At 63.8% G+C, this 21,966-nt stretch carries 21 protein-coding genes; 10 read left to right on the top strand and 11 right to left on the bottom strand.

The window, feature by feature from the left end:
- Positions 1-140 precede the first annotated feature (140 nt).
- Both ctrA and ACP15R_RS11720 read right to left on the bottom strand, forming a co-directional pair.
- A complete protein-coding gene (gene ctrA, locus ACP15R_RS11725) occupies positions 141-857 on the bottom strand; it encodes a response regulator transcription factor CtrA (protein WP_424986592.1) in 717 nt (238 codons plus the stop codon).
- Positions 858-956: 99 nt separating this feature from the next.
- The gene (locus ACP15R_RS11720; protein ID WP_424986591.1) at positions 957-1,235 is read right to left on the bottom strand and encodes a DUF1153 domain-containing protein; all 279 of its coding nucleotides are present in this window, start codon (positions 1,233-1,235) and stop codon (positions 957-959) included.
- 131 nt (positions 1,236-1,366) lie between these two features.
- On the opposite strand from ACP15R_RS11720, the gene mnmA reads away from it, so the two are divergent.
- Entirely contained in the window at positions 1,367-2,509 is a 1,143-nt protein-coding gene (mnmA, locus tag ACP15R_RS11715; protein ID WP_424986590.1) for a tRNA 2-thiouridine(34) synthase MnmA, read from the top strand.
- A gap of 13 nt (positions 2,510-2,522) precedes the next feature.
- Here the strand turns inward: mnmA and ACP15R_RS11710 are convergent, their stop codons facing one another.
- The 3 genes from ACP15R_RS11710 to guaB form a co-directional block, all read right to left on the bottom strand.
- Positions 2,523-4,814: an ATP-binding protein gene (locus ACP15R_RS11710; RefSeq protein ID WP_424986589.1), complete on the bottom strand. Its 2,292-nt coding sequence runs from the start codon at positions 4,812-4,814 to the stop codon at positions 2,523-2,525.
- A gap of 107 nt (positions 4,815-4,921) precedes the next feature.
- Positions 4,922-6,100, bottom strand: a complete 1,179-nt coding sequence (locus ACP15R_RS11705) for an RsmB/NOP family class I SAM-dependent RNA methyltransferase (protein WP_424986588.1) — start codon at positions 6,098-6,100, stop codon at positions 4,922-4,924.
- A 138-nt stretch (positions 6,101-6,238) separates the two neighbouring features.
- Positions 6,239-7,687, bottom strand: a complete 1,449-nt coding sequence (gene guaB, locus ACP15R_RS11700; RefSeq protein ID WP_424986587.1) for an IMP dehydrogenase — start codon at positions 7,685-7,687, stop codon at positions 6,239-6,241.
- Positions 7,688-7,926: 239 nt separating this feature from the next.
- On the opposite strand from guaB, the gene ACP15R_RS11695 reads away from it, so the two are divergent.
- On the top strand, positions 7,927-9,969 hold the full coding sequence (locus tag ACP15R_RS11695; RefSeq protein WP_424986586.1) for an ASKHA domain-containing protein: 2,043 nt from the start codon (positions 7,927-7,929) through the stop codon (positions 9,967-9,969).
- Between the two features lie 91 nt (positions 9,970-10,060).
- The gene (locus tag ACP15R_RS11690; protein WP_424986585.1) at positions 10,061-11,452 is read left to right on the top strand and encodes a T6SS phospholipase effector Tle1-like catalytic domain-containing protein; all 1,392 of its coding nucleotides are present in this window, start codon (positions 10,061-10,063) and stop codon (positions 11,450-11,452) included.
- A 1-nt stretch (position 11,453) separates the two neighbouring features.
- Here the strand turns inward: ACP15R_RS11690 and ACP15R_RS11685 are convergent, their stop codons facing one another.
- Complete coding sequence (locus ACP15R_RS11685) at positions 11,454-11,879, bottom strand: Lrp/AsnC family transcriptional regulator (RefSeq protein ID WP_424986584.1); 426 nt, start codon at positions 11,877-11,879, stop codon at positions 11,454-11,456.
- A 107-nt stretch (positions 11,880-11,986) separates the two neighbouring features.
- Between ACP15R_RS11685 and rocF the strand changes: the two genes are divergently transcribed.
- The 4 genes from rocF to ACP15R_RS11665 all read left to right on the top strand — a co-directional run bounded on the left by rocF (position 11,987) and on the right by ACP15R_RS11665 (position 16,218).
- Complete coding sequence (gene rocF / locus ACP15R_RS11680) at positions 11,987-12,901, top strand: arginase (RefSeq protein WP_424986583.1); 915 nt, start codon at positions 11,987-11,989, stop codon at positions 12,899-12,901.
- 11 nt (positions 12,902-12,912) lie between these two features.
- The gene (gene ctlX / locus ACP15R_RS11675; protein ID WP_424986582.1) at positions 12,913-13,827 is read left to right on the top strand and encodes a citrulline utilization hydrolase CtlX; all 915 of its coding nucleotides are present in this window, start codon (positions 12,913-12,915) and stop codon (positions 13,825-13,827) included.
- Between the two features lie 11 nt (positions 13,828-13,838).
- A complete protein-coding gene (locus ACP15R_RS11670) occupies positions 13,839-14,885 on the top strand; it encodes an ornithine cyclodeaminase (protein WP_424986581.1) in 1,047 nt (348 codons plus the stop codon).
- A gap of 352 nt (positions 14,886-15,237) precedes the next feature.
- Positions 15,238-16,218 (top strand): HAD family hydrolase, encoded by a 981-nt coding sequence (locus ACP15R_RS11665; protein ID WP_424986580.1) that lies wholly within the window; start codon positions 15,238-15,240, stop codon positions 16,216-16,218.
- Positions 16,219-16,282: 64 nt separating this feature from the next.
- Here the strand turns inward: ACP15R_RS11665 and ACP15R_RS11660 are convergent, their stop codons facing one another.
- On the bottom strand, positions 16,283-16,867 hold the full coding sequence (locus tag ACP15R_RS11660) for an HNH endonuclease (protein WP_424986579.1): 585 nt from the start codon (positions 16,865-16,867) through the stop codon (positions 16,283-16,285).
- A gap of 238 nt (positions 16,868-17,105) precedes the next feature.
- Between ACP15R_RS11660 and ACP15R_RS11655 the strand changes: the two genes are divergently transcribed.
- Positions 17,106-17,678, top strand: coding sequence for a pseudouridine synthase (locus ACP15R_RS11655; protein WP_424986578.1), 573 nt, complete (start codon positions 17,106-17,108; stop codon positions 17,676-17,678).
- A 12-nt stretch (positions 17,679-17,690) separates the two neighbouring features.
- Positions 17,691-18,122, top strand: a complete 432-nt coding sequence (locus tag ACP15R_RS11650) for a VOC family protein (RefSeq protein WP_424986577.1) — start codon at positions 17,691-17,693, stop codon at positions 18,120-18,122.
- Between the two features lie 7 nt (positions 18,123-18,129).
- Here ACP15R_RS11650 and ACP15R_RS11645 read toward each other — a convergent pair whose 3' ends face one another.
- From ACP15R_RS11645 to ACP15R_RS11630, 4 genes are all read right to left on the bottom strand, one after another.
- Entirely contained in the window at positions 18,130-18,429 is a 300-nt protein-coding gene (locus tag ACP15R_RS11645) for a putative quinol monooxygenase (protein ID WP_424986576.1), read from the bottom strand.
- Between the two features lie 10 nt (positions 18,430-18,439).
- Positions 18,440-19,105: an alpha/beta hydrolase gene (locus tag ACP15R_RS11640; RefSeq protein WP_424986575.1), complete on the bottom strand. Its 666-nt coding sequence runs from the start codon at positions 19,103-19,105 to the stop codon at positions 18,440-18,442.
- A 162-nt stretch (positions 19,106-19,267) separates the two neighbouring features.
- Entirely contained in the window at positions 19,268-19,903 is a 636-nt protein-coding gene (locus tag ACP15R_RS11635; protein ID WP_424986574.1) for a DNA-3-methyladenine glycosylase family protein, read from the bottom strand.
- Entirely contained in the window at positions 19,900-20,655 is a 756-nt protein-coding gene (locus ACP15R_RS11630; RefSeq protein WP_424986573.1) for a cobalt-precorrin-6A reductase, read from the bottom strand. Before ACP15R_RS11630 ends, ACP15R_RS11635 begins: the two co-directional genes overlap by 4 nt.
- A gap of 75 nt (positions 20,656-20,730) precedes the next feature.
- On the opposite strand from ACP15R_RS11630, the gene ACP15R_RS11625 reads away from it, so the two are divergent.
- Positions 20,731-21,963 (top strand): MFS transporter, encoded by a 1,233-nt coding sequence (locus ACP15R_RS11625; RefSeq protein WP_424986572.1) that lies wholly within the window; start codon positions 20,731-20,733, stop codon positions 21,961-21,963.
- Positions 21,964-21,966: the final 3 nt, after the last annotated feature.

Genomic DNA, 21,966 nt, shown 5'->3' with positions numbered 1-21,966 from the left:
TCTGTCAAAACTCCGCCCCACACCGGTTTTCAGACCAGTGATAGGGCGCAGCTTGGGTCAGGTCCAGATCGCAATCTCCGTGAGTGGTGGTTCACCCCCCGCCCGACCCATTCGGGGGGTGCGATGCTTTGTCCCGGTGCCTAGGCACCAACCGCGATGCGCGGACCTTCAAGCTGGTCGTCCTGCGGGTCACGCAGCACGTAGCCCCGGCCCCAGACGGTTTCGATATAATTGTCGCCATCCGTGGCATTGCTCAGCTTCTTTCGCAGCTTGCAAATGAACACGTCGATGATCTTGAGTTCTGGCTCGTCCATCCCGCCGTAAAGATGGTTGAGGAACATCTCCTTGGTCAGGGTCGTTCCCTTGCGCAGGCTCAGCAATTCGAGCATCTGGTATTCCTTGCCCGTCAGGTGAACAGGCTGATCGCCGGCGCTGACCGTTTTCGCGTCAAGGTTGACCGAGATCTTGCCAGTGTGAATGATCGACTGCGAATGGCCCTTGGACCGCCTGATTATTGCGTGAATGCGCGCGACCAGTTCTTCGCGGTGAAACGGCTTGGTCAGATAATCATCCGCGCCAAAGCCAAATCCCTTGATCTTGTTCTCGGTATCGTCGGCGCCCGACAGAATCAGGATCGGCGTTTCGACCCGCGCCATGCGCAGTTGACGCAGCACATCATGGCCGTGCATATCCGGCAGATTCAGATCAAGAAGAATAAGATCGTAGTCATAGAGCTTGGCCAGATCGATGCCCTCTTCGCCCAGATCGGTCGCATAGACATTCAAATTGGCATGCGTCAGCATCAATTCGATGCTCTTTGACGTCGTTGGGTCATCCTCAACCAATAATACGCGCATTCCGAGTTCTCCGCCTCAATCGTTTTCCCGTTCCGCATTAACCTTGAACAAGAAAAGTTAACCGTGCGTTACCGTCATATTCGATTATGGCATTGCAACTTATGGTTGTCGATACTTTTTCAACGCCGTCGCCTTCAATGCATCTTCGCCATGATCAGCGACGGCGGCAACCCAGCTTTTGAATTCCTCATCGCTCAGCCCGTATTTACGAATTGCGTCCGATTGCGTGATCAGCCCGTACAACACCCCGCGCACCACCGCCGCCTTGCGCGAGGCCACCCAACGGCGCGTGTTCGCCGCGGGCAAATCCGCCCGCGTCATGATCGTTCCGTCCGGAAGCGTCACGGCGCGCGGCCCCTCCACCTTTTTCAGAAACATCTGTCATTCCTCTACTTCACCCAGATCAACGTGACGCAGCAGGCTTAACGAGGCATGAAACCGCCCCTTGAGAGTCTGTACGATTTTCCTATATTCTGCGAGGCCTTCCCAACCGCGCAGGAGACGCCGACATGGCGCTGGATTCAGACACCCCGCTCAACTCACTCGGCTTTGCCAAACCACCGGCCGAAACGCGTGTCGTGGTGGCCATGTCCGGCGGCGTGGACAGTTCGGTCGTGGCCGCGCTGCTGGCGGATGAAGGCTATGACGTGGTCGGCGTGACGCTGCAACTCTATGACCACGGCGCGGCGCTTGCCAAGAAGGGCGCCTGTTGCGCCGGGCTCGATATTCACGATGCGCGCCGGGTGGCCGAGGAACGGGGCTTTCCGCATTACGTTCTGGATTACGAAAACATCTTCAAGGATGCGGTGATCGACGAATTCGCGGACAGCTATCTTGCCGGCGCGACACCGGTGCCCTGCATTCGCTGTAACGAGCGTGTCAAATTCAAGGACCTGTTGGAAACGGCCAAGGATCTCGATGCCGATTGCATGGCAACGGGCCATTACATCCAGCGCAAGGTCGGTGCGCATGGCGCGGAACTGCACAGCGCCGAGGACGCCGCGCGCGATCAATCCTATTTCCTGTTTTCCACCACGCCGGAACAGCTCGATTTCCTGCGTTTTCCGCTCGGGCATCTGCCGTCCAAGGCCGAGACCCGCGCGCTGGCCGCAAAATACGGGCTGAGCGTTGCCGACAAGCCCGACAGCCAGGACATCTGTTTTGTCCCCAACGGCAACTATGCGGCAGTGATCGAGAAGCTGCGCCCCGATGCCGCCGATCCCGGCGACATCGTGCATGCGGATGGCCGGATTCTGGGACATCACGAGGGCATCATCCACTATACGATCGGACAGCGCCGCGGTTTGGGTATTGGCGGGCTGTCCGAGCCGCTCTACGTGGTCAAGCTCGATGTCGAGAATCACCAGGTCATCGTGGGCCCCAAGGAGCTGCTTGCGACCCGCTCCGTGCCGGTGCGCGAAATCAACTGGCTGGGCGACGAGCCGCTGACCAGCCGGTCGGAATGGCATGTCTCGGTCAAGGTCCGCTCGACCCGCCCCCCGCGCGAGGCGATCCTGCGGCCGCTGAGCGATACAACCGCCACCGTCGAACTGTTCGACGCCGAAGAAGGCGTCTCGCCCGGGCAGGCCTGCGTGTTCTACGAAACCGGCGGCAGCCGTATCTTTGGCGGTGGCTGGATCTGGCGGGGCTGATCCGCCGTCCCGGTCAGTGCAATTGCTGATGCACGGTTTCGGTCAGCTGGTTGAGCGAGAACGGCTTGGGCAGGAAAACCGAATTCGGAACCGTCGGCTGCGCATCTCCGAACGCGCCCTCGGCATATCCCGACACAAAGACCACGCGCACGTCCGGGCGGGTTTTCAGCGCTTCGCGCACCCAGCTGGGCCCGTCCATGCCCGGCATGACCACGTCGGTGACAAAAACGTTCACATTGAGGCCCGGATCTTCCAGCGTTTTCAGCGCGTCTTCCGCCGATTCTGCCTCGAGTACCGTATAGCCCCGCAGCCTGAGCGCGCGCGACGCGAAGGCCCGCACCGGGGCTTCGTCCTCGACCAGCAGGATCACGCCCTCGCCCTGCTTGGCCACAGGTTGCGGCGCGGCCTTGGTGACTTCGGGCACCGCCTCGGCCACGGCCTCATGCACCGGGAAAAACAGCGTGAACACCGTGCCATTGCCCACCGTGCTATCGACAAAGATAAAGCCGCCGGTTTGTTTGACGATACCATAGGCCGTCGACAGGCCCAGCCCGGTGCCCTCGCCCGTCCGCTTGGTGGTATAGAACGGCTCAAACACCTTTTGCAGCCGGTCGGGCGGGATACCGACCCCTTCATCGCTGACCTTGACGGTCACATAGGACCCCGGCGGGACCGTCGCACGGTCACGGGTGAGCGGCGTCTTGAGCGTGGTGATTTCGGTTTCGATCCGGATTTCCCCCCCGGATGGCATGGCATCGCGGGCATTCACCACGAGGTTCATCAACACCTGCTCAAGCTGCCGCTTGTCGGCCCGGATCGGATTCAGCACCGGATCATGGCTGAGGGTGAGTGTCACCTTTTCCCCGACCAGCCGGTTCAGCAGATGCGTCAGGTCAGACAGCGTATCGCGTAGATCGAGCACCTCGGGGCGCAGGGTCTGCTTGCGTGAAAAGGCCAGCAACTGGCTGACCAGGGCAGCCGCGCGATTGGCGTTCTGGTTGATCTGCACCAGGTCGCCATAATCCTGATCCCCCTGGTCATGCCGCAGCAGCAACAGGTCGCAATGCCCGGAGATCGCCGTCAGAAGGTTGTTGAAATCATGTGCGACCCCGCCGGCCAATTGCCCGATGGCCTGCATCTTCTGGCTCTGAACGAACTGCGCCTCGAGGGTCTTCAACTCGGTCGCGTCATTGAGCACCGCGATAAGGATCGGTTCGCCATTCTCTGTCACGCGGCTCAGCGTGACTTGCAGAAACACCTCTCGATCCTTGCGGCTGACCCGGAGAAACTCGGAGATTTTCTGGGCCTGGCCCGACACGGTTTCCTGTAACCAGTCAGAGATCGGCCGACCCAGCCCCTCCATCGTCTGTCCGAGCATCAGCCCCTCGGCGCTGTCATTGCCCAGAAGCCGTGCCGCCATCTGGTTGACCAGCAGGATCCGCCCATCGGTCGCGATCTTGATCATCGGAACCGGCAAGGTTTCAAACACGATGTCATGCCCCTGGCTCTCGGCGGGTTCGGCGGGCAGGAAAAAGAGCTCGCGTCGCCCGGCAAAACCGTCATTTTCGGCGACCATCACATCAACTGGCCCCCGCTTGGCGCTCAGCCGGTTGACGCTGCCCGGCTTGACCGGCAGCGCGGCAAACAGCCGGTCCAGCGATTTGACACGTTCCCCCACCAGTTCGAGCGCCGCGTCATTCATGAACAGCACCGCCCCGGACCGCCCGGTTGTGATCATCGGCACCGGCAGCGTTTCCGCGCCACCGGCGTTTGGCGGTCGTTCGGGCATGTCCTCAAGGCGCCACAGGAACGCGGTCTCGCCCACAAGGTGCACCGACAGGCGGACATGTCCGCGTCGTGTCACCAGGTCTTCCTGCGCAGCCCCATCACGCCGTGCGCGGCATTGCAGCCGATAGATCACCGCCGAGGGGTTGGCGAACATGATGCGCAGCGTGCCCGCAAGCGTTTCGCTTTCGGTATCGGTGAACCGTGTCTTGGCGGCGGCGTTGCGGACCCGGATCATGCCATCTTCGTCGGCGACAAAGCCCGGTGCGGCATCCCGCTCGATCACCGCGGCCAGGGCCACGCCCTCGCCCGGCTCCAAACCGCGATTGGCAATGTTGCGCACCGAGAAAATCACCGACACCGCCAGCAACGTGGCCGCCCCCGCGAGCATCGTCTGGGACGCCAGTCCGACAGGCATCGCGAACATCCCGATTGCCCCCAGGGCGCAGGCCAGCCCGACAACGACACCAAGACGCGCGCTGTTGGGAAAATGCGCCTCGAGAAAAGGGTGAAATGACATTCGGCGGATGTTCAAACGACGGCTCCCAAACCTGTGTTCGTTCACGCTACTGTCATGGGCGAAAAGTTAACCCATGCTTAACGTGCGAACTTTGCCGTATAGGTTGTCTATGTGCCGACAACATCCCGCGTCAAGTGTGCCGTGAAAAAGCCGTCTGTCCCGTGTTGCATTGTCCACTGGCGCTGCACAGCGAGGCTCCAGCCGGGGTTTTGTTGCAGGAAATGCGCCATCTGATCGTCATTCTCATCGCGCAGCACCGAGCAGGTCGCATAGGCCAACAGTCCGTCGCTGGCCACGAGCTGCGATGCGGTGTCGAGAATCTCCGCCTGGAGCCGGCAAAGTTCTTGCAGACCGGCCTCGTCCAGCCGCCATTTCCCCTCGGGCGAACGTCGCCATGCACCGCTTCCGGAACACGGTGCGTCGCAGAGGACGATGTCAAACGGGGCAGCCTGTTCCAACGCCTTGCCCGCGATCAGATTGACCGTCACCCCCGCCCGCGCGGCGCGGGCCGGCAGATCGCCCATGCGCTCCGGCGCGGCGTCATGGGCAAAGAGATCAAGCTGCGCCTGCGCCGCCATTGCCAGCGATTTTCCCCCGCCACCGGCGCAGAAATCAAGCACCCGCAGGCCGTCGCGCAACGGCAGCATCTCGACAACCGCCTGGCTCGCCGCGTCCTGCAACTCGACCAGCCCCGACTGATACGCAGCCGACTGCCGCAACCGCCGCGCCCCTTCGGTGATTTCCAGCGCGGTGGACGCCGCCGCATGGGGTATCGTCGCGATCCCGTCCGCCAGCAGGCTGTGCTGCGCCTCTTCGATCCCGGCCTTGCGGCGGTTCACCCGCAGATGCACCGGCGCGCGCGATTGCAGCGCCCCGGCGCAGGCCGCGCCATGCTCGCCCAGGCTTTCGTGGAAGCGGGGCCAGAGCCAGTCGGGGATGTCCAGCGCCTCGGGCCCCGGAGCGGGCGCGCGCCCTGCCCCCCGTTCCGCGTCACTCAGCATCGCAGGGGCGTAATTGGCCCCGGTAAACACCGTGTCCGGATCGATACCCGCCTGTCGCAGCGCCCCAAGCATCCAGCCGCGACCGGTCTCGCCGCCCCCAAGCGCCGCAAAGGACCGTCGGCAGCGCAGCACGTCGAACACGTGATCGCGCACCGCGGCACGATCCTTGGACCCGGCATAGCGGCTGCGCCGCGACCAGCCGGTCAGCGCCTGTTCCGCCGCCTTGCCAGCCGCGATCTCATCGAGGATCTCGATCGCCGCCTGAACCCGGGCCGCCGGCGTCATCGCCGCGCCCCCGCATCGGGCACGACAATGGCCGGAACCTGATTGCTGCGCTGCTGTCTCAAGGCGCCTTCCTGTCTGTGTCCGCTTCGCCTCGGGGCGCGACCGCCCCAACTTGAGCGGTGCGCCGCGACACCGGGCCTAGCCGATGCGATAATTGGGAGATTCCCGCGTGATCTGCACGTCATGCACATGGCTTTCCTTGAGCCCGGCACCGGTGATCTTGACGAAGCTACAGTTCTTGCGCATCTCGTCCACCGTTGCGCAACCGGTATAGCCCATCGCCGCACGCAACCCGCCCACCAGCTGGTGAATCACGGTTCCGGCGCTGCCCTTGTAGGGCACCTGACCCTCGATGCCTTCGGGCACCAGCTTGTCGCTGGCCGCGTCCTTCTGGAAATACCGATCTGCCGAACCGCGTGCCATCGCGCCCAGCGACCCCATGCCGCGATAGCTCTTGAAGCTGCGGCCCTGGTACAGGATGACCTCGCCGGGGGATTCGTCGGTGCCGGCAATCATGCTGCCCACCATCGCACAGGATGCCCCCGCCGCGATGGCCTTGGCAAAATCGCCCGAGAACTTGATGCCGCCATCGGCGATCACCGGAACGTCCCCCGCCCCGGCGGCGCAATCCATGATCGCGGTCAGCTGTGGCACCCCGACACCGGCCACCATGCGCGTGGTACAGATGCTGCCCGGTCCGATCCCGACCTTGATCGCATCCGCGCCGGCCCCGATCAGCGCCCGGGTCGCCTCGGCGGTGGCGACGTTGCCGGCAACGATCTGCACCTCGTTGGACAGCTTCTTGGCCCGCTCGACCGCATGGGCCACGCCCTCGGAATGGCCATGCGCGGTGTCGATCACCACCATGTCGACGCCCGCATCCACCAGCGCCTCGGCGCGTTCATAGCCGGCGTCACCCACCGTGCTCGCCGCGGCCACCCGCAGGCGGCCCAGTTGATCCTTGCAGGCGGTCGGGTTCAACACCGCCTGTTCCGTATCCTTGAGCGTCAGCAAGCCCGTCAGCTTGCCCTCGGCATTGGTCACCAACAGCTTTTCGATCCGGCGCGCCTTCATCAGGCTGATCGCCTCGTCCCGATCCGCCGGTTCCTGAAGGATCGCCAGCTTGTCCGAGGTCATCATGACGCGCACCGGGGTGCTGTCATCGGTGGCAAAGCGCATGTCGCGATTGGTGACGATGCCGACCACCCGCCCCGACTCGTCCACCACCGGAAAGCCGGTCACGCTGTAGCGTTCCTGCAAGGCCTTGGCATCGGCCAGCGTCTGATCCGCACGCAGCGTGATCGGGTTATAGACGATGCCGCTCTCAAAGCGCTTGACCCGCCGCACTTCCTCGGCCTGTTCGGTGATCGACAGGTTGCGGTGCACCACCCCGATGCCACCGGCTTGCGCCATGGCAATCGCCATGCGCGCCTCGGTCACCGTGTCCATCGCGCTGGACAATAGCGGGATGTTCATCTGGATGCTCTGCGTCACCCGCGTCACGGTACTGGCCGTCGAGGGCAGCACGTTGCTGGCCGCCGGAACCAGCAGAACATCGTCAAAGGTGAGGGCCTCGCGAATCTCCATCGTCTCTCTCCGTGGATATCTCGTTTGGCGCTTCCCTATGGCACGGTTGGATGGTGGGGGAAAGGGTTCACACAGCATATTGTGGCCGATCCCGCGCTTTTTACACGCCGCCCATGGGCCCGGGACGGTTCACGCGCCGCCGATGACGCTGGCGCGCCAGAAATTGCCGTTACCCGCGTTTCGCTTTACACAGCCCCGGCTATGGTGACCCAAGTCGACACACAAGGTGGAACAGAGGCATGCAAACCGACCCTCTCGTGATCTTTACCCCCTCGGGCAAACGCGGCCGGTTCCCGGTTGGCACGCCGGTCCTGACCGCCGCGCGCCAGCTTGGCGTCGATCTGGACAGTGTCTGTGGCGGGCGGGGCATTTGCAGCAAGTGCCAGGTCACGCCGTCTTATGGCGAGTTCTCCAAGCATGGCGTTACCGTCGCCGCCGATGCCTTGACCGAATGGAACGCGGTGGAGGAACGCTATAAATCCAAGCGCGGAATGATCGATGGCCGCCGGCTGGGTTGCCAGGCGCAGGTTCAGGGCGACGTGGTGATCGACGTACCCCCCGAAAGCCAGGTCCACAAACAGGTGGTCCGCAAACGCGCCGAAGCCCGTGACATCGTGCTCGACCCGAGCGTCAAGCTCTATTACGTCGAGGTCGCGGAACCGGACATGCACGATCCCACCGGCGATCTCGAACGCCTGCGCAACGCCATGCGCGATCAGTGGGACGTGACCGATTTGCAGATCGACCTGCCGACGCTGCAAACCCTTCAGCCGGTTCTTCGCAAGGGCGCGTGGAAAGTCACCTGCGCGGTCCACCTGGGGTCGCGTGCCTATCGTCCGCGCATCATGCAGGTCTGGCCGGGCTTTCACGATGCGCCGGTCTATGGCCTTGCGGTCGATCTCGGCTCGACCACCATCGCCGCGCATCTGTGCAACATGCAGACCGGCGAGGTCGTGGCCTCATCCGGCATCATGAACCCGCAGATCCGCTTTGGCGAAGACCTGATGAGCCGGGTCAGCTATTCGATGATGAATGCCGGTGGCGCGGCGGAAATGACCGCAGCCGTGCGCGCCGGGATGAACACGCTGTTTGACCAGATCGCCGCCGAGGCCGGGATCGACAAGACCGAGATCATGGATGCGGTCTTTGTGTGCAACCCGGTCATGCATCACCTGTTCCTTGGGATTGATCCGTTCGAGCTGGGACAGGCACCGTTTGCGCTGGCCACGTCGGACGCGCTGAACCTGACCGCCGCCGAAATGGACCTGACCCTGCATCCGAGCGCGCGCATCTACCTGCTGCCCTGCATTGCCGGCCATGTCGGTGCCGATGCCGCTGCCGTGGCCCTGTCCGAAGCGCCGGACAAATCCGAAGACCTCGTTCTGGTGGTGGATGTGGGCACAAATGCCGAGATCCTGCTGGGCAACAGGCACAAGGTTCTGGCCTGTTCCTCGCCCACCGGCCCGGCCTTTGAAGGTGCCCAGATTTCCTCCGGCCAGCGCGCCGCCCCCGGTGCCATCGAGCGGGTCGAGATCGACCCCGTGACCAAGGTGCCCCGCTTTCGGGTGATCGGCAGCGATGTCTGGTCGGACGAGGACGGGTTTGCCCAAGCCATCGCCACCACCGGCATCACCGGCATTTGCGGCTCGGGCATCATCGAGCTGGTTGCCGAGATGCGCTTGGCGGGTATCGTGGATGCGCCGGGGCTGATCGGCTCGCCCGAACAGACCGGCAGCGACCGCTGCGTTCTGGATGGACGGACCTATTCCTACCTGGTCTGGGATGGCACCGCCGATGGCGGGCCGCGCATCACCGTCACCAACCGGGACATTCGCGAGATCCAGATGGCCAAGGCGGCGCTCTATTCCGGGGCACGCCTGTTGATGGACAAGTTCGAGGTCGACCAGGTGGACCGGATTGTCCTGGCCGGCGCGTTCGGTGCCCATATCAGCCCGAAACACGCCATGGTTCTGGGCATGATCCCGGATGCGCCGCTGGACAAGGTAAGCTCGGCGGGCAACGCGGCGGGAACCGGGGCGCGGATCGCGCTGCTGAACCGCAAGGCCCGCGACGAGATCGAACAGACCGTGCGCGCCATCCACAAGATCGAGACCGCCATCGAACCGCGTTTCCAGGAACATTTCGTCAACGCGTCGAACATTCCCAACGCGATCGAGCCCTATCCGATCCTGAACAGCATCCTGACCCTGCCGGAGGTAAACTTCAACCAGGGCGGCCGCGACACCCAGGCGCGCGAACGGCGACGGCGGCGCAAACCGTAAGCCCCCCCGCCAGTCAGGTATCCCGGACTTGCCAATCCGACCGGAACCGGCATTCTGGTTGTCCTGATCCAATCATGGCGTGGGGTTGTGCATGTTGGCGCGCAAGATCATCATCTGTATCGACGGCACCGGCAACGAGGTCGGCGACAACGAAAGCAACATCCTCAAGCTCTACAAGGGATTGGTGCAATCGGATCGGCAAATCGTCCATTATGTGCCCGGCGTTGGCACCATGGACGGCCCGCGCCTGTTTGAATCCACGCTCACGCGCAAGGCCCGGGCGCTGGCCGGGCTGGCCTTTGGCATGGGGCTGGAGGATGATGTGCTGGATGCCTATCGCTTTCTCTGCCACACCTACCAAAGCGCCACGGACAAGCGCCGCGCACATAATGCCGAGCGCGCCGCCCTGCGTGACACGGCCCGCAAGCTGGGCATGAAATCACCCCGCAAACAGACCGCCGCGCCCGAGGCCGAAGATGATCAGATCTATATCTTCGGGTTTTCGCGCGGCGCCTATGCGGCGCGGATCCTCGCGGGTTTCATCCATAATTTCGGACTGGTCGCCCCGGCAAACCTGCACATGATCACCGAGGCCTTTCGCGCCTACAGGATCGTCACCGAGCATGACCGCGATGCGCCCGATGCGGTGGTGTTCAAGAAGCTGCGCCAATACGAATCCGTGCTCCGCCCCAATGCGCGTGTTCCGATCCGCTGCCTTGGCCTCTTTGATACGGTGGCGTCGATGGTGCGGCTGAACCGGCCGGTCTCGTCCTTCTTCAAGTATCGCAGCCCGATGGAACTGAGCACCCATGCCAATGTCGAGCGCAACAGCTCGGTACGCATCGTGCTGCACGCGATGGCGGTGGACGAACGGCGCAGCATGTTCCGCCCGTTACGCTGGACGCAAGGGCCCTATTACGGCAACCGGTTTCGCCACCCCGATCACGAGCGCACGCAATTCGTACACCAGCGGTGGTTCCCCGGATACCATTCAGACATCGGCGGCACCCCTCGCGAATATTTCAGCGGCATCGGCAAGATCACCCTGTTATGGATGCTTGACGAGCTGAACCGCATGGAATTGCGCGCCTGGAAAGAGGACATCGCCCGCGATCCACCCAAACCCGGCGAACGCCGCGGCAAGCCGGTGCATGGGATCGAGGTGAAATCGCGCTATCGCAGCCGGTTCCTGCAAGGCAATGACCGCAAACGCCGCACTCCCGATGGCCAGAGATACGCGCGCCCGGACGCGCTGGCACCGCTGCACAATTCGATGTCGCTGGCCTGGGCACCGCTGGAGATCTTTCCCAAGACCACGCTGCGGCGGCAATGGCGGCGGCGGCCGGGATGGCTGTGGTATCTGCCCCTGTCGGAACCGCGCGTCATCGAGCCCGGCGATACGATTGACGGTTCGGTGCATGAACGGATGCGGCGCTGGCGGTTTTACCGCCCGATCAACCTGCCCGACAGCACGGCAAGCTAGATCAGGTCGCCTTGCGGGTGGCGAGCAACAGGCTGGTTTCACTGGTGCTGACCCCGTCGATCCGCCGGATCGTGCCCAGGGCCGCATCCAGCGCCTCGAGCGTTTCGGTGCCCAGCTCCACGATCAGATCCCAGCGGCCATTGGTGGAATGTACCGCCCGCACCGCGGACAGCCCGTAAAGCTGGCGCACGACCCGTTCGGTGCCGCGCCCTTCGATTCCGATCATCATCAGGCCGCGCACCGGATCGCGCAGCGTGTCTTCTTTCATCACCACGGTAAAGCCGAGTATCCGGCCACTTTGCTGCAACCGTTCGATCCGCGTGCGCACCGTTGTGCGCGACAACCCCAACCGGCCCGCCAGCTCGGAGAGCGACGCGCGTGCATTGTGCCGTAGCGCGGCAATCAACCGTTCATCCGTTTTGTCCATTGCGCCTTCCGTTTTGGATAATATGCCGAACATTTGCGCAAAATACAGGCTTTCTGCAACAACAATTCGGAAGTTAAACATGTGTCATCCAATTCTGCGAGGCTTTCATGACACATAAAACCTGCATTTTGATCGGCGCTCCCGTGGACAGCGGAAAAGCGCGGCGCGGCTGCCTCATGGGGCCTGACGCCTATCGCACCGCCGGCCTGTCCGAGGCGCTTGGCGATCTTGGCCACACGGTCAAGGACATGGGCAACCTTACCCCTGCCTCGCACGCTCCCGACACCGGTGAGGGCAAGCTGGTGCGCCCCAACGAAACCATCGGCTGGACCAACCGGCTGATCCGTGCCGCCGAAGACGCCATGGCGCGTGGCGTGCCGATTTTCATGGGCGGCGATCACTCTTTGTCGCTGGGCAGCGTCGCTGGCGTCGCCAACCACGCCGCCGCCCAGGGCCGGCCGCTCTTTGTGCTGTGGCTTGACGCGCATAGCGACTATCACACGCCGGAAACCACGGATTCCGGCAACCTGCATGGCACCCCCCTGGGCTATGTCACCGGCCGGTCGGGTTTTGGCGGCTTTCCACAGGTCACCAACCCGGTGCCGCAGGAAAACATCTGTATCATCGGGCTGCGTTCGGTTGACGCGGCGGAAAAGCAGGCCCTGCAACAGACCGCGATCGAACGTCACGACATGCGCGCCATCGACGAAACCGGCATCGCGGCCCCGCTGGCGGCCTTCCTCGACAAGGTCGCAGCCGCGAACGGGTTGCTGCATGTCAGCCTGGACGTGGATTTCCTCGACCCGATGATCGCCCCGGCGGTCGGCACCACGGTTCCCGGCGGCGCCACCATCCGCGAGGCGCACCTGGTGATGGAGATGATCTGCGACAGCGACCTGATGACCTCGCTCGACCTGGTGGAGCTGAACCCCTTCCTTGACGATCATGGCCGCACCGCGACGGTGATGGTGGACCTTGCCGCCTCGTCGCTCGGGCGCCGTGTCTTTGACCGTCCAACCTGAAAGCCCCGATAATGACCCTGCAAGCCCCTTCTTCCGTCATCATGATCCGGCCGCATGCCTTCAGGTCGAACCCGGAAACCCGTGGTGACAATGCGTTTCAAAGCGCCCTGCCCCTGAGCGACGACGAAATCGCGGCACTGGCCCGTGACGAGTTCGACGCCGCGGTGGCGCGGCTGCGCAATGCCGGCGTGACCGTGCATGTTTTCGAGGATACCGGCACCGAGACCCCGGATTCGGTGTTCCCCAACAACTGGTTTTCCACCCATGCGGGCGGTCACGTCGCGGTCTATCCGATGTTCGCCAAGAACCGGCGCCGCGAGCGCCGCTGGGACGTGATTGACATGCTCAAGCAGGATTACCGCGTTCAGGCGGTGATCGACTATTCCGGGCTCGAAGCCGATGACCTGGCGCTCGAAGGCACCGGTGCCATGGTACTCGACCATGCCGAACGCGTGGCCTATGTCGCACGCAGCAAGCGCGCCGACCCGGTGCTGCTCGAACGGTTCTGCACCCATTTCGGCTTTGAGCCCATTGCGTTCGACGCGGTCGATGCAACCGGCGCGCCGGTCTATCACACCAATGTCCTGATGGGCATCGGCACCTCCTATGCGATGGTCGGGCTCGGGCTCATCCCCGATGCAGAGCGCCGCGCCACCGTGGCCGCGCGCCTTGCGGAACCGGGGCGCGAGGTGATCGACCTCACCGACGACCAGATCGCGAATTTCGCGGGCAATGCCATCGAACTGTCCGGGCGTGACGGTCCGGTTCTGGTGCTGTCCTCGCGCGCGCTCGCTTCCTTGCGCGAAGACCAGATCAACGTGATCACCCGCAGCGCCAGCCTGTTGCCGCTGGACCTGCCCACAATCGAAACCGCCGGAGGCTCGGCCCGCTGCATGATCGCGGGCGTGCACTTGGCCCGTCGCTGAAAGAGACCAACATGACCCAACCTTCCGACAAGGCCCTCGTTCCCTTTGTATCCGTCGACCACATGATGCAGCTGATCCACCATATCGGGATCGAACCGATGCTGCGCGGGCTCTCGGATTACATCGAGGCCGATTTCAAACGCTGGGAACTGTTTGACAAGACCCCCCGCGTTGCCAGCCACTCGGCCGAGGGTGTGATCGAACTGATGCCGACCTCCGATGGCGAGGTCTATGGCTTCAAATATGTCAACGGCCACCCCAAGAACACCGCCGAAGGGCTGCAAACCGTGACCGCGTTCGGGCTTCTCGCCGATGTTGCCTCGGGTTATCCGGTGCTGCTGACGGAAATGACCATCCTGACCGCCATGCGTACCGCCGCCACCAGCGCGATGGTTGCCAAGCATCTCGCGCCCAAGGGGTCCGACACCATGGCGATGATCGGCAACGGAGCGCAATCGGAATTCCAGACCCTTGCCATGAAGGCCATCTGCGGGCTGAAATCGGTGCGCCTCTATGACATCGACCCGGCCGCAACCGCGAAATGCGCCGCCAACCTCGCCAGCCACGGCATCGAGGTCGTGTCCTGTGCATCGCCTGAAGAGGCCATCGAGGGCGCGCAGATCCTGACCACCTGCACCGCCGACAAGCAATATGCCACCATCCTGACCGACAACATGGTCGGCGCCGGTGTGCATATCAACGCCATCGGCGGCGATTGTCCGGGCAAGACCGAACTGGCCCCGGCGATCCTGCATCGTTCGGACATTTTCGTGGAATTCCCGCCCCAGACCCGCATCGAAGGTGAAATCCAGCAGCTCGACCCCGACCACCCGGTCATCGAATTGTGGAAGGTCATTTCCGGCACCGCCCAGGGCCGCACCTCGGACCGGCAGATCACGCTGTTTGACAGTGTCGGCTTTGCCATCGAGGATTTCTCGGCGCTGCGCTACGTACGCGATCAGCTGGCAGACACCGGCCTGTATCACCCGCTCGACCTGCTGGCCGATCCGGACGATCCGCGCGACCTGTTCGGCATGGTGCATCGCGCCGCGAACTGATCGCGGGCGGGGCCGCTTTCCGGCCCTGCCTTGCCATGCCGCACGTTCAGGGCCGGCTGGCCGGTGGTTGCACATCACGCGCAGCCACCGGTCGCCGCGCCGCGCGGTCTCCCGCAATGCCCCCCGGCATGCACCGCCTGTATAAACCTGTGCCTGTGGGCGCAGGCCAGAAAACCGCAAAGATGACTGTCCTTGCCGTCCGCCTTGCCGGTTTGGGCCATATCGGCGGCGGACCTGCCATAGATCGAGTCAGCATCGGCTTGCCGACCGGCAATTGAGACCTAGACTGGGATTCGGGCGGGCCGCGTCTGGCGCGTCCTGATCTGGCACATATCTCAAAGGCGGACTCGACATGAAATCACTTATACCCGGCCTCGCCACGGCCCTTGCCCTGGCGGTCCCCGCAATGGCGCAGGACGATCCCCTGCCCTCGTGGAATGACGGAGACACCAAGAGCGCGATCATCGCCTTTGTGCAGGGCGTGATAGATGAAAACGGCGATACCTATGTCGATGCAAGCGACCGCATTGCGACCTTTGACAATGACGGCACGCTCTGGGTCGAACACCCCACTTATGCGCAGCTCGCCTTTGCGCTGGACCGGATCAGGGCAATGGCCGCCGATCACCCGGAGTGGAAAACCACCCAGCCGTTCCAGGCCGTGCTCGAAAACGACATGGATGCCCTTGCGGCGGCGGGCGAAAAAGGCCTGCTGGAGATCGTCGCCGCCAGCCATTCCGGGATGAGCACCGACGATTTCGAGCAGATCACCCTCGACTGGCTGGCAAGCGCGAAACACCCGCGGTTCGACCGCCCCTATACCGAACTGGTCTATCAGCCCATGCTGGAACTGATCGACTATCTTCAGGACAATGATTTCCAGACCTATATCGTGTCCGGCGGCGGCATCGAGTTCATGCGCCCCTGGACCGAGGCGGTCTATAACATCCCGCCGCAACAGGTTGTCGGGTCATCCATCACCACCGAATACCGGCTCGTGGATGGCGAACCGGCACTGATGCGCACCGACAAGATCGCGTTCATCGACGACAAGGCGGGCAAACCGGTCGGGATCAACACGCATATCGGACGCCGGCCCATCGCGGCGTTTGGCAATTCGGACGGCGATTTCGAGATGCTGGAATACACCACCAGCGCCGTTGACGGCCCCAGCCTCGGGGCATTTGTCCACCATACCGATGCCGACCGGGAATATGCCTATGATCGCGACGCGCCGATTGGCGCGCTTGACAAGGGGCTTGATGCCGCCGGGGGCAATGGCTGGCTGCTGATCGACATGAAGACCGACTGGAAGACGATCTTTCCCGAGTGACCGTCCCAGATCGATGCGCCGATGCGATATCCCGTATCGGCGCCCTGGCACGTGGCCACCTGGCTCAGGCTTCCAGTTCCGCATCCCAATAGAGGAAATCCATCCAGCTTTCGTGCAGGTGGTTCGGCGGGAATTTGCGGCCCATGTTGCGCAGCTCTTCGGCGCGCGGCTGTCGCGGGGGTTTGCGCAGCGACATGCCGGTGCGGTGCAGGGGCTTGGACCCCTTCCTGAGGTTGCACGGCGAACAGGCCGCGACCACGTTTTGCCAGCTTGTAACCCCGCCACTGGCGCGCGGCACCACGTGGTCAAAGGTCAGCTCTCCCTTGCTGCCGCAATATTGACAGCGGAATTCATCCCTCAGAAACAAATTAAAGCGCGTGAAGGCCACGCGCTTTTGAGGTTTTACATAGTCCTTCAGTACCACCACCGAGGGTATTCGGATACTGGTACTGGGACTGCGCACCACCTCGTCATATTCGGCCACGATATCGACCCGGTCCAGCCACGCCGCCTTGATCGCTTCCTGCCAGCTCCACAGGCTCAGCGGATAATAGGACAAGGGACGGTAATCGGCATTCAGGACCAATGCCGGGTTGTGGCGCAACGCACCGGGTTCTCTGACAAAATCCGTCCTGAATTCAGCGTTCATGGGTGACTCCGTCCTCGCCCTGTCTGCCCGTTTCACGGCACCAGAGCGGGGAACCCGCCCCAGCTTGAGGATGACTATATATCGTGGTTGGCACCTGACAAGTCCTGTTTTGCCACAATATGTCGCCATCAAACTGCGCACATGCTGCAAGTGCAAGGTAACTCTGGTATGACAGTTATCCACAATGTGGCGCTTTGCATGGTTGAACCGGCGTCGCCGCGCGCTGTAGGAGGGCACCATGACCCGCCTGATCCGCTTTAACAAACCCTTTGACGTGTTGTCGCAATTCACCGATTCGGGCACCGAGGGCAGCCCCCGCCGCACCCTGTCGGATTTTATCGACCTGCCCGGATTCTACCCCGCCGGGCGGCTGGATCGCGACAGCGAGGGCTTGATGCTGCTCACCGATGACGGCCGTCTTCAGGCCCGCATCGCAGACCCGCGGCACAAGATGGCCAAGACCTATTGGGCGCAGGTCGAAGGGATACCCGATCCGCGGGCCCTCGCGGCGCTGCGCGACGGGGTCACGCTCAGGGATGGGCCGACCCGACCCGCCCAAGCGCGCCGCATAGAGGCACCCGCCGGCCTGTGGCCCCGTACCCCGCCGATCCGGGTGCGCAAATCGGTGCCGGACTGCTGGATCGAACTGGTGATTTCCGAAGGGCGCAACCGGCAGGTGCGCCGCATGACGGCGGCGGTCGGCCATCCCACCCTGCGCCTGATCCGCGCGCGCATCGGGCAATGGTCGCTTGACGGGCTGCCCCCCGGCGAATGGCGCGATGCGGACGCTGACAGGACAGGACGCCGTTGATACCATGGGCACATGACACAGACAGATCTCCCCGCCGCACCGGCCCCCAACCGGGTGCTGGAAACCGCGCTCTATGCCGACGACCTTGATGCGGCTACCGGATTTTACCAGGGATTGCTGGGGCTTGAGGCCTTTCAGACCGTTCCGGGACGGCATGTGTTTTACCGCATCGGCGAGGCGGTTCTGCTGGTGTTCAACGCCGAAGCGACAGCCGCGCCGTCAGGCAACACCCGCATGCCGGTGCCGACCCATGGCGCGCATGGGGCCGGTCATGTCTGTTTTGCGATGCCGCGTGCCCAGATTGCCCGGATGCGCGCCCGGCTGCTGGCCGCCGGCATCGCGGTGGATGCCGAGTTCGACTGGCCCAATGGCGCCCATTCGCTCTATGTGCGCGATCCCGCCGGGAATTCGGTCGAATTCGCCGAACCCTGGCTCTGGGACTGACCCGCGTCTAGAGCGCCACCCGCTCGCCGGCCGGGAATTTCACGATATCCTTTGAAATCACGCCGATCTCGCCCAGGGCTTCGCGAAAGGCCGCCATGTGCGGGGCGTCGGAATGCGCCGCCAGCGCCGCGTCGCCGGTCCATTCCTCGTAGACACGAAACCGGTGCGGGGCCTCGACCAGCTGCGAGAATTCATAGACGATACAGCCCGCTTCCTTGCGGGTTTCCTCCATCATCTTGGTAACCGCCGCCTGGGCCGATCCGATGCGCTCGGGGTTGAATTCGATGGTGCCGGTCACGATCAGCATGGTGTTCTCCTCACAGGCTCAGCTTGTCGCGCATGAAGGCCAGCGCCACGCTCAGTCCGTCCGGCGCAATGCCATGGGCGGTGCCCTTCATCACATGGGCGTAGACATCCTGCCAACCGGCCTCCTGCAACGCCTCCGCCGCCTGCGGCAGGGATTGCGGCGGCACCACATCGTCCTGATCGCCATGCACCAACAGGATCGGCGGGCGCGCGACAACCTCGTCCGCCAGCGTTTCCGGCGACAGCAACCGGCCCGAGAAACCGACGATCCCCGCGATCTCGTCCTCGCGGCGCGGACCCACATGCAGCGCCATCATCGTTCCTTGCGAAAAGCCGAACAGCACGAGCTGTTCCGGCAACAGGTCCTCGTCCACCATCAGCGCATCCAGGAAGGCGTTCAGATCGTCGATCGCCGCCGACATGCCGCGCATCGACTCTTCTTCGCTCGACCCGTCGATCCACGGGATCGGAAACCACTGGTAGGCATTGGGCATCCCGGGAATGCTCTCGGGAGCATCCGGCGCCACAAAAAGCGTGTCCGGAAGATGTTCGCCAAGGGGATCGGCCAGCCCCAGCAGGTCGGCACCATTGGCCCCGTAGCCATGCAGGAACACCACCACCGATCGTGTCGTGCCCGAGACCGGCTCTTTGCGGCCAGCAGTCAATACGCGCGTCATGAAATCCTCGTTCCAGTTTGCCGCAGGGTGTCCCGCGGCTTGGCGGCACGACCTGCAATTGCATGGTTCTGGCACGCGGCCCGGCGACTGACAAGGCAATTGACGCAATCGGTGCCCCTGTCACCGGTCCGGCCACGGTGCTGCCCAAAAACGCCGCGCGGCTCAGTCCGAGATGCCCGTGCGGCGGGTTGCAACACGATAATAGGCCCAGAGTATCCGCGCCGCCACCGACCGCCACGGCGACCAGGCCCGTGCCATTTCTCGCAGGGCGCGTTCCTTGGGACGATCCGGCAGTTCATAGAGAATGCGCGCGGCTTCCTGCAGGGCCAGATCGCCGGGCGCGAATACATCGGCGCGGCCAAGGCTGAACATGGCATAGATCTCGGCCGTCCATGCGCCGATGCCCGGCACCTGTGTCAGGGTCTTGACCACCTCGGGCGACGGGGAAGCGCGCAGCGCGTCATAGTCGATCTCGGCCTCGGCCAGGGCGCGGGCATAGCGCATCTTCTGCCGGCTCAGGCCAACCGCGCGCAACGCGGCATCATCGGCCCGCCGCACCCCCGCCTGATCGGCCAGCCCGGCCTCTTGCATCCGCGTCCAGATGGCGTTGGCCGAGGCGACGCTGACCTGCTGGCTGACGATCGCACTCAGAAGCTGCGCAAACCCGTCCGGGCGCAGGCGCAGTGGCAAGGGCCCCGTGTCGCGCAATGCCGCCGCCATCCGGGGGTCTCGCCCGGCCAGCCACGTGGCCCCTTCGCGCACACAATCATCGCCGGTGATGATCCGCCCGACAGTCATAACCCTTCCACCCAGTTCAGCGCCCCGGCCTCGGTCTCGACCCGCGGAACATCCGGCTGCGGTGGCCGGGCGATCAGGATCACCGGCAGGCCAAGCGTTCGTGCCGCGATCAGCTTGGTCTGGCTGGCCGCGCCGCCGCTGTTCTTGACCACCAGAACGTCAATCTCCAGCGCATTCAGGGTTTCGCGCTCTTCCTCGACCGAAAACGGCCCGTTGCCGGTAACATAGCGAACATTCCCGAGAGCCTCTGGCGGCCTGCGCTCTTCGAGCTGGCGCACGAAGAACCGGGCGCTGCACCGCGCCACCAGGTGTTCAAGTGTCGCGCGCCCGGTGGTGGTGAACACCCGCTGACCGGGGCGCAGATGTGCCGCAACCGCACGTTCATCCGCAACCTGGGTCCAGCGATCCCCCTCGCCCGGCCGCCAGGGCGGGCGCAGCACCTGCACCAGCGGAATCGCCAGCCGCGCGCACACCCGCGCCGCGCTTGCGCTGATCTGGTGGGCAAAGGGATGGGTTGCGTCGATGACCGCATCGACACGCTCGGCCGTCAGGTAACGGGCCATACCGTCCTCGCCGCCGAACCGGCCATAGCGGGTCGGCACCGGCAATGGACCAAAGCTGCGCGGCGGATAGAGGAACGAGCCCGTGACCCTGCAATCGTCCCGCCGGGCGAGCACCGCGGCAATGCCGCGCGCCTCACCCGCCCCGGCCAGAAGCAGGATATGCCGTTGCTGTTGCGATGCCTGTTCCATTGCCGCGACAGTATCCCTGCCAGACACAAGCGCAAGCCGCTTGTGCCCCGGGGATTTCGCGGATACCCAACCCGCATGACTGACCCGATCGACGATAAACGCGCCCGCCGCAATGTCTGGGTGCTGGTGGCGGCACAGGCCTTTCTTGGGGCGCAGATGCCGATGATCTTCACTGTCGGCGGGCTGGCCGGCCAGTCGCTGGCCTCCAATGTCTGCCTCGCCACGCTGCCGATTTCGCTGATCGTGCTGGGCTCGATGGTCTCGGCCACACCGGTATCGGCGATCATGCAGCGATTCGGACGCCGCGCCGGGTTCTTTCTCGGCGCGCTTGGCGGCGCCCTTGGCGGCGCGGTGGGTGCCTATGGCCTCTATCTCGACTCTTTCCCGGTGTTTCTACTGGGCAGCTTCCTGACGGGGCTCTACATGAGCGCGCAGGGCTTTTATCGCTTTGCCGCCGCGGATACCGCGTCAGACAGCTACCGCCCCAAGGCGATTTCATATGTCATGGCGGGCGGATTGTTGTCGGCGGTGATCGGCCCGCAATTGGTCAAGGCGACATCCGGTCTGGTGCTCTCACCAAATGCGGTGGTCTCGGCATTTGCCGGCACGTATCTGGCGATCATCGCGATCAACCTGATTGGTTCGTTGCTGTTCTTGTTCATTGACATCCCCAAACCGCCGCCGCCCGGTGCCGACAGCCCGCGCGGCCGCAGTCGATGGGAGCTGATCACCACCCCGCGCATTGCCGTGGCAGTGATCTGTGCGATGGTGTCCTATGCGTTGATGAATCTCGTAATGACATCGACCCCGCTGGCCGTGGTGGGATGCGGATTTACCAAGGGCGATGCCGCCGACATCGTTTCGGCGCATGTCCTCGCGATGTTTGCCCCGTCCTTTTTCACCGGTCACCTGATCGCCCGTTTCGGGGTCGAGCGGATCGTCGCGCTTGGCCTGATGATCCTGGCCAGTGCCGGTGCGGTGGCGCTGAGCGGGGTCGAACTCGGCAATTTCTTTGTGGCGCTTGTGCTGCTGGGGCTGGGCTGGAATTTCGGATTTATCGGCGCAACCACCATGCTGGCCAGCGCCCATCGCCCCGAGGAACGCGGCCGGATGCAGGGGCTGAACGATCTACTGGTGTTTGGCGGTGTGACCGTGGCCTCGCTGGCTTCTGGCGGGCTGATGAACTGTTCCGGCGGCAGCGCCGTCCAAGGCTGGACCGCCGTCAACATGGCAATGGTGCCGCTCTTGTGCCTTGCCGGCGGGGCCTTGCTCTGGCTGGTGCTGCAACCGCGCGAACAAGGGGCCTGAGCC

The sequence above is a fragment of the Microbulbifer sp. S227A genome (assembly GCF_049800935.1).
Note: the sequence above shows the minus strand (reverse complement) of the source record. Positions and strands in the feature narration are given on the sequence as shown.

Excerpts from the sequence above, each read along its gene's own strand:
- ctrA (WP_424986592.1), bottom strand. The coding sequence starts at position 857 with ATGCGCGTATTATTGGTTGAGGATGACCCAACGACGTCAAAGAGCATC.
- ACP15R_RS11720 (WP_424986591.1), bottom strand. The coding sequence starts at position 1,235 with ATGTTTCTGAAAAAGGTGGAGGGGCCGCGCGCCGTGACGCTTCCGGAC.
- mnmA (WP_424986590.1), top strand. The coding sequence starts at position 1,367 with ATGGCGCTGGATTCAGACACCCCGCTCAACTCACTCGGCTTTGCCAAA.
- ACP15R_RS11710 (WP_424986589.1), bottom strand. The coding sequence starts at position 4,814 with ATGTCATTTCACCCTTTTCTCGAGGCGCATTTTCCCAACAGCGCGCGT.
- ACP15R_RS11705 (WP_424986588.1), bottom strand. The coding sequence starts at position 6,100 with ATGACGCCGGCGGCCCGGGTTCAGGCGGCGATCGAGATCCTCGATGAG.
- guaB (WP_424986587.1), bottom strand. The coding sequence starts at position 7,687 with ATGGAGATTCGCGAGGCCCTCACCTTTGACGATGTTCTGCTGGTTCCG.
- ACP15R_RS11695 (WP_424986586.1), top strand. The coding sequence starts at position 7,927 with ATGCAAACCGACCCTCTCGTGATCTTTACCCCCTCGGGCAAACGCGGC.
- ACP15R_RS11690 (WP_424986585.1), top strand. The coding sequence starts at position 10,061 with ATGTTGGCGCGCAAGATCATCATCTGTATCGACGGCACCGGCAACGAG.
- ACP15R_RS11685 (WP_424986584.1), bottom strand. The coding sequence starts at position 11,879 with ATGGACAAAACGGATGAACGGTTGATTGCCGCGCTACGGCACAATGCA.
- rocF (WP_424986583.1), top strand. The coding sequence starts at position 11,987 with ATGACACATAAAACCTGCATTTTGATCGGCGCTCCCGTGGACAGCGGA.
- ctlX (WP_424986582.1), top strand. The coding sequence starts at position 12,913 with ATGACCCTGCAAGCCCCTTCTTCCGTCATCATGATCCGGCCGCATGCC.
- ACP15R_RS11670 (WP_424986581.1), top strand. The coding sequence starts at position 13,839 with ATGACCCAACCTTCCGACAAGGCCCTCGTTCCCTTTGTATCCGTCGAC.
- ACP15R_RS11665 (WP_424986580.1), top strand. The coding sequence starts at position 15,238 with ATGAAATCACTTATACCCGGCCTCGCCACGGCCCTTGCCCTGGCGGTC.
- ACP15R_RS11660 (WP_424986579.1), bottom strand. The coding sequence starts at position 16,867 with ATGAACGCTGAATTCAGGACGGATTTTGTCAGAGAACCCGGTGCGTTG.
- ACP15R_RS11655 (WP_424986578.1), top strand. The coding sequence starts at position 17,106 with ATGACCCGCCTGATCCGCTTTAACAAACCCTTTGACGTGTTGTCGCAA.
- ACP15R_RS11650 (WP_424986577.1), top strand. The coding sequence starts at position 17,691 with ATGACACAGACAGATCTCCCCGCCGCACCGGCCCCCAACCGGGTGCTG.
- ACP15R_RS11645 (WP_424986576.1), bottom strand. The coding sequence starts at position 18,429 with ATGCTGATCGTGACCGGCACCATCGAATTCAACCCCGAGCGCATCGGA.
- ACP15R_RS11640 (WP_424986575.1), bottom strand. The coding sequence starts at position 19,105 with ATGACGCGCGTATTGACTGCTGGCCGCAAAGAGCCGGTCTCGGGCACG.
- ACP15R_RS11635 (WP_424986574.1), bottom strand. The coding sequence starts at position 19,903 with ATGACTGTCGGGCGGATCATCACCGGCGATGATTGTGTGCGCGAAGGG.
- ACP15R_RS11630 (WP_424986573.1), bottom strand. The coding sequence starts at position 20,655 with ATGGAACAGGCATCGCAACAGCAACGGCATATCCTGCTTCTGGCCGGG.
- ACP15R_RS11625 (WP_424986572.1), top strand. The coding sequence starts at position 20,731 with ATGACTGACCCGATCGACGATAAACGCGCCCGCCGCAATGTCTGGGTG.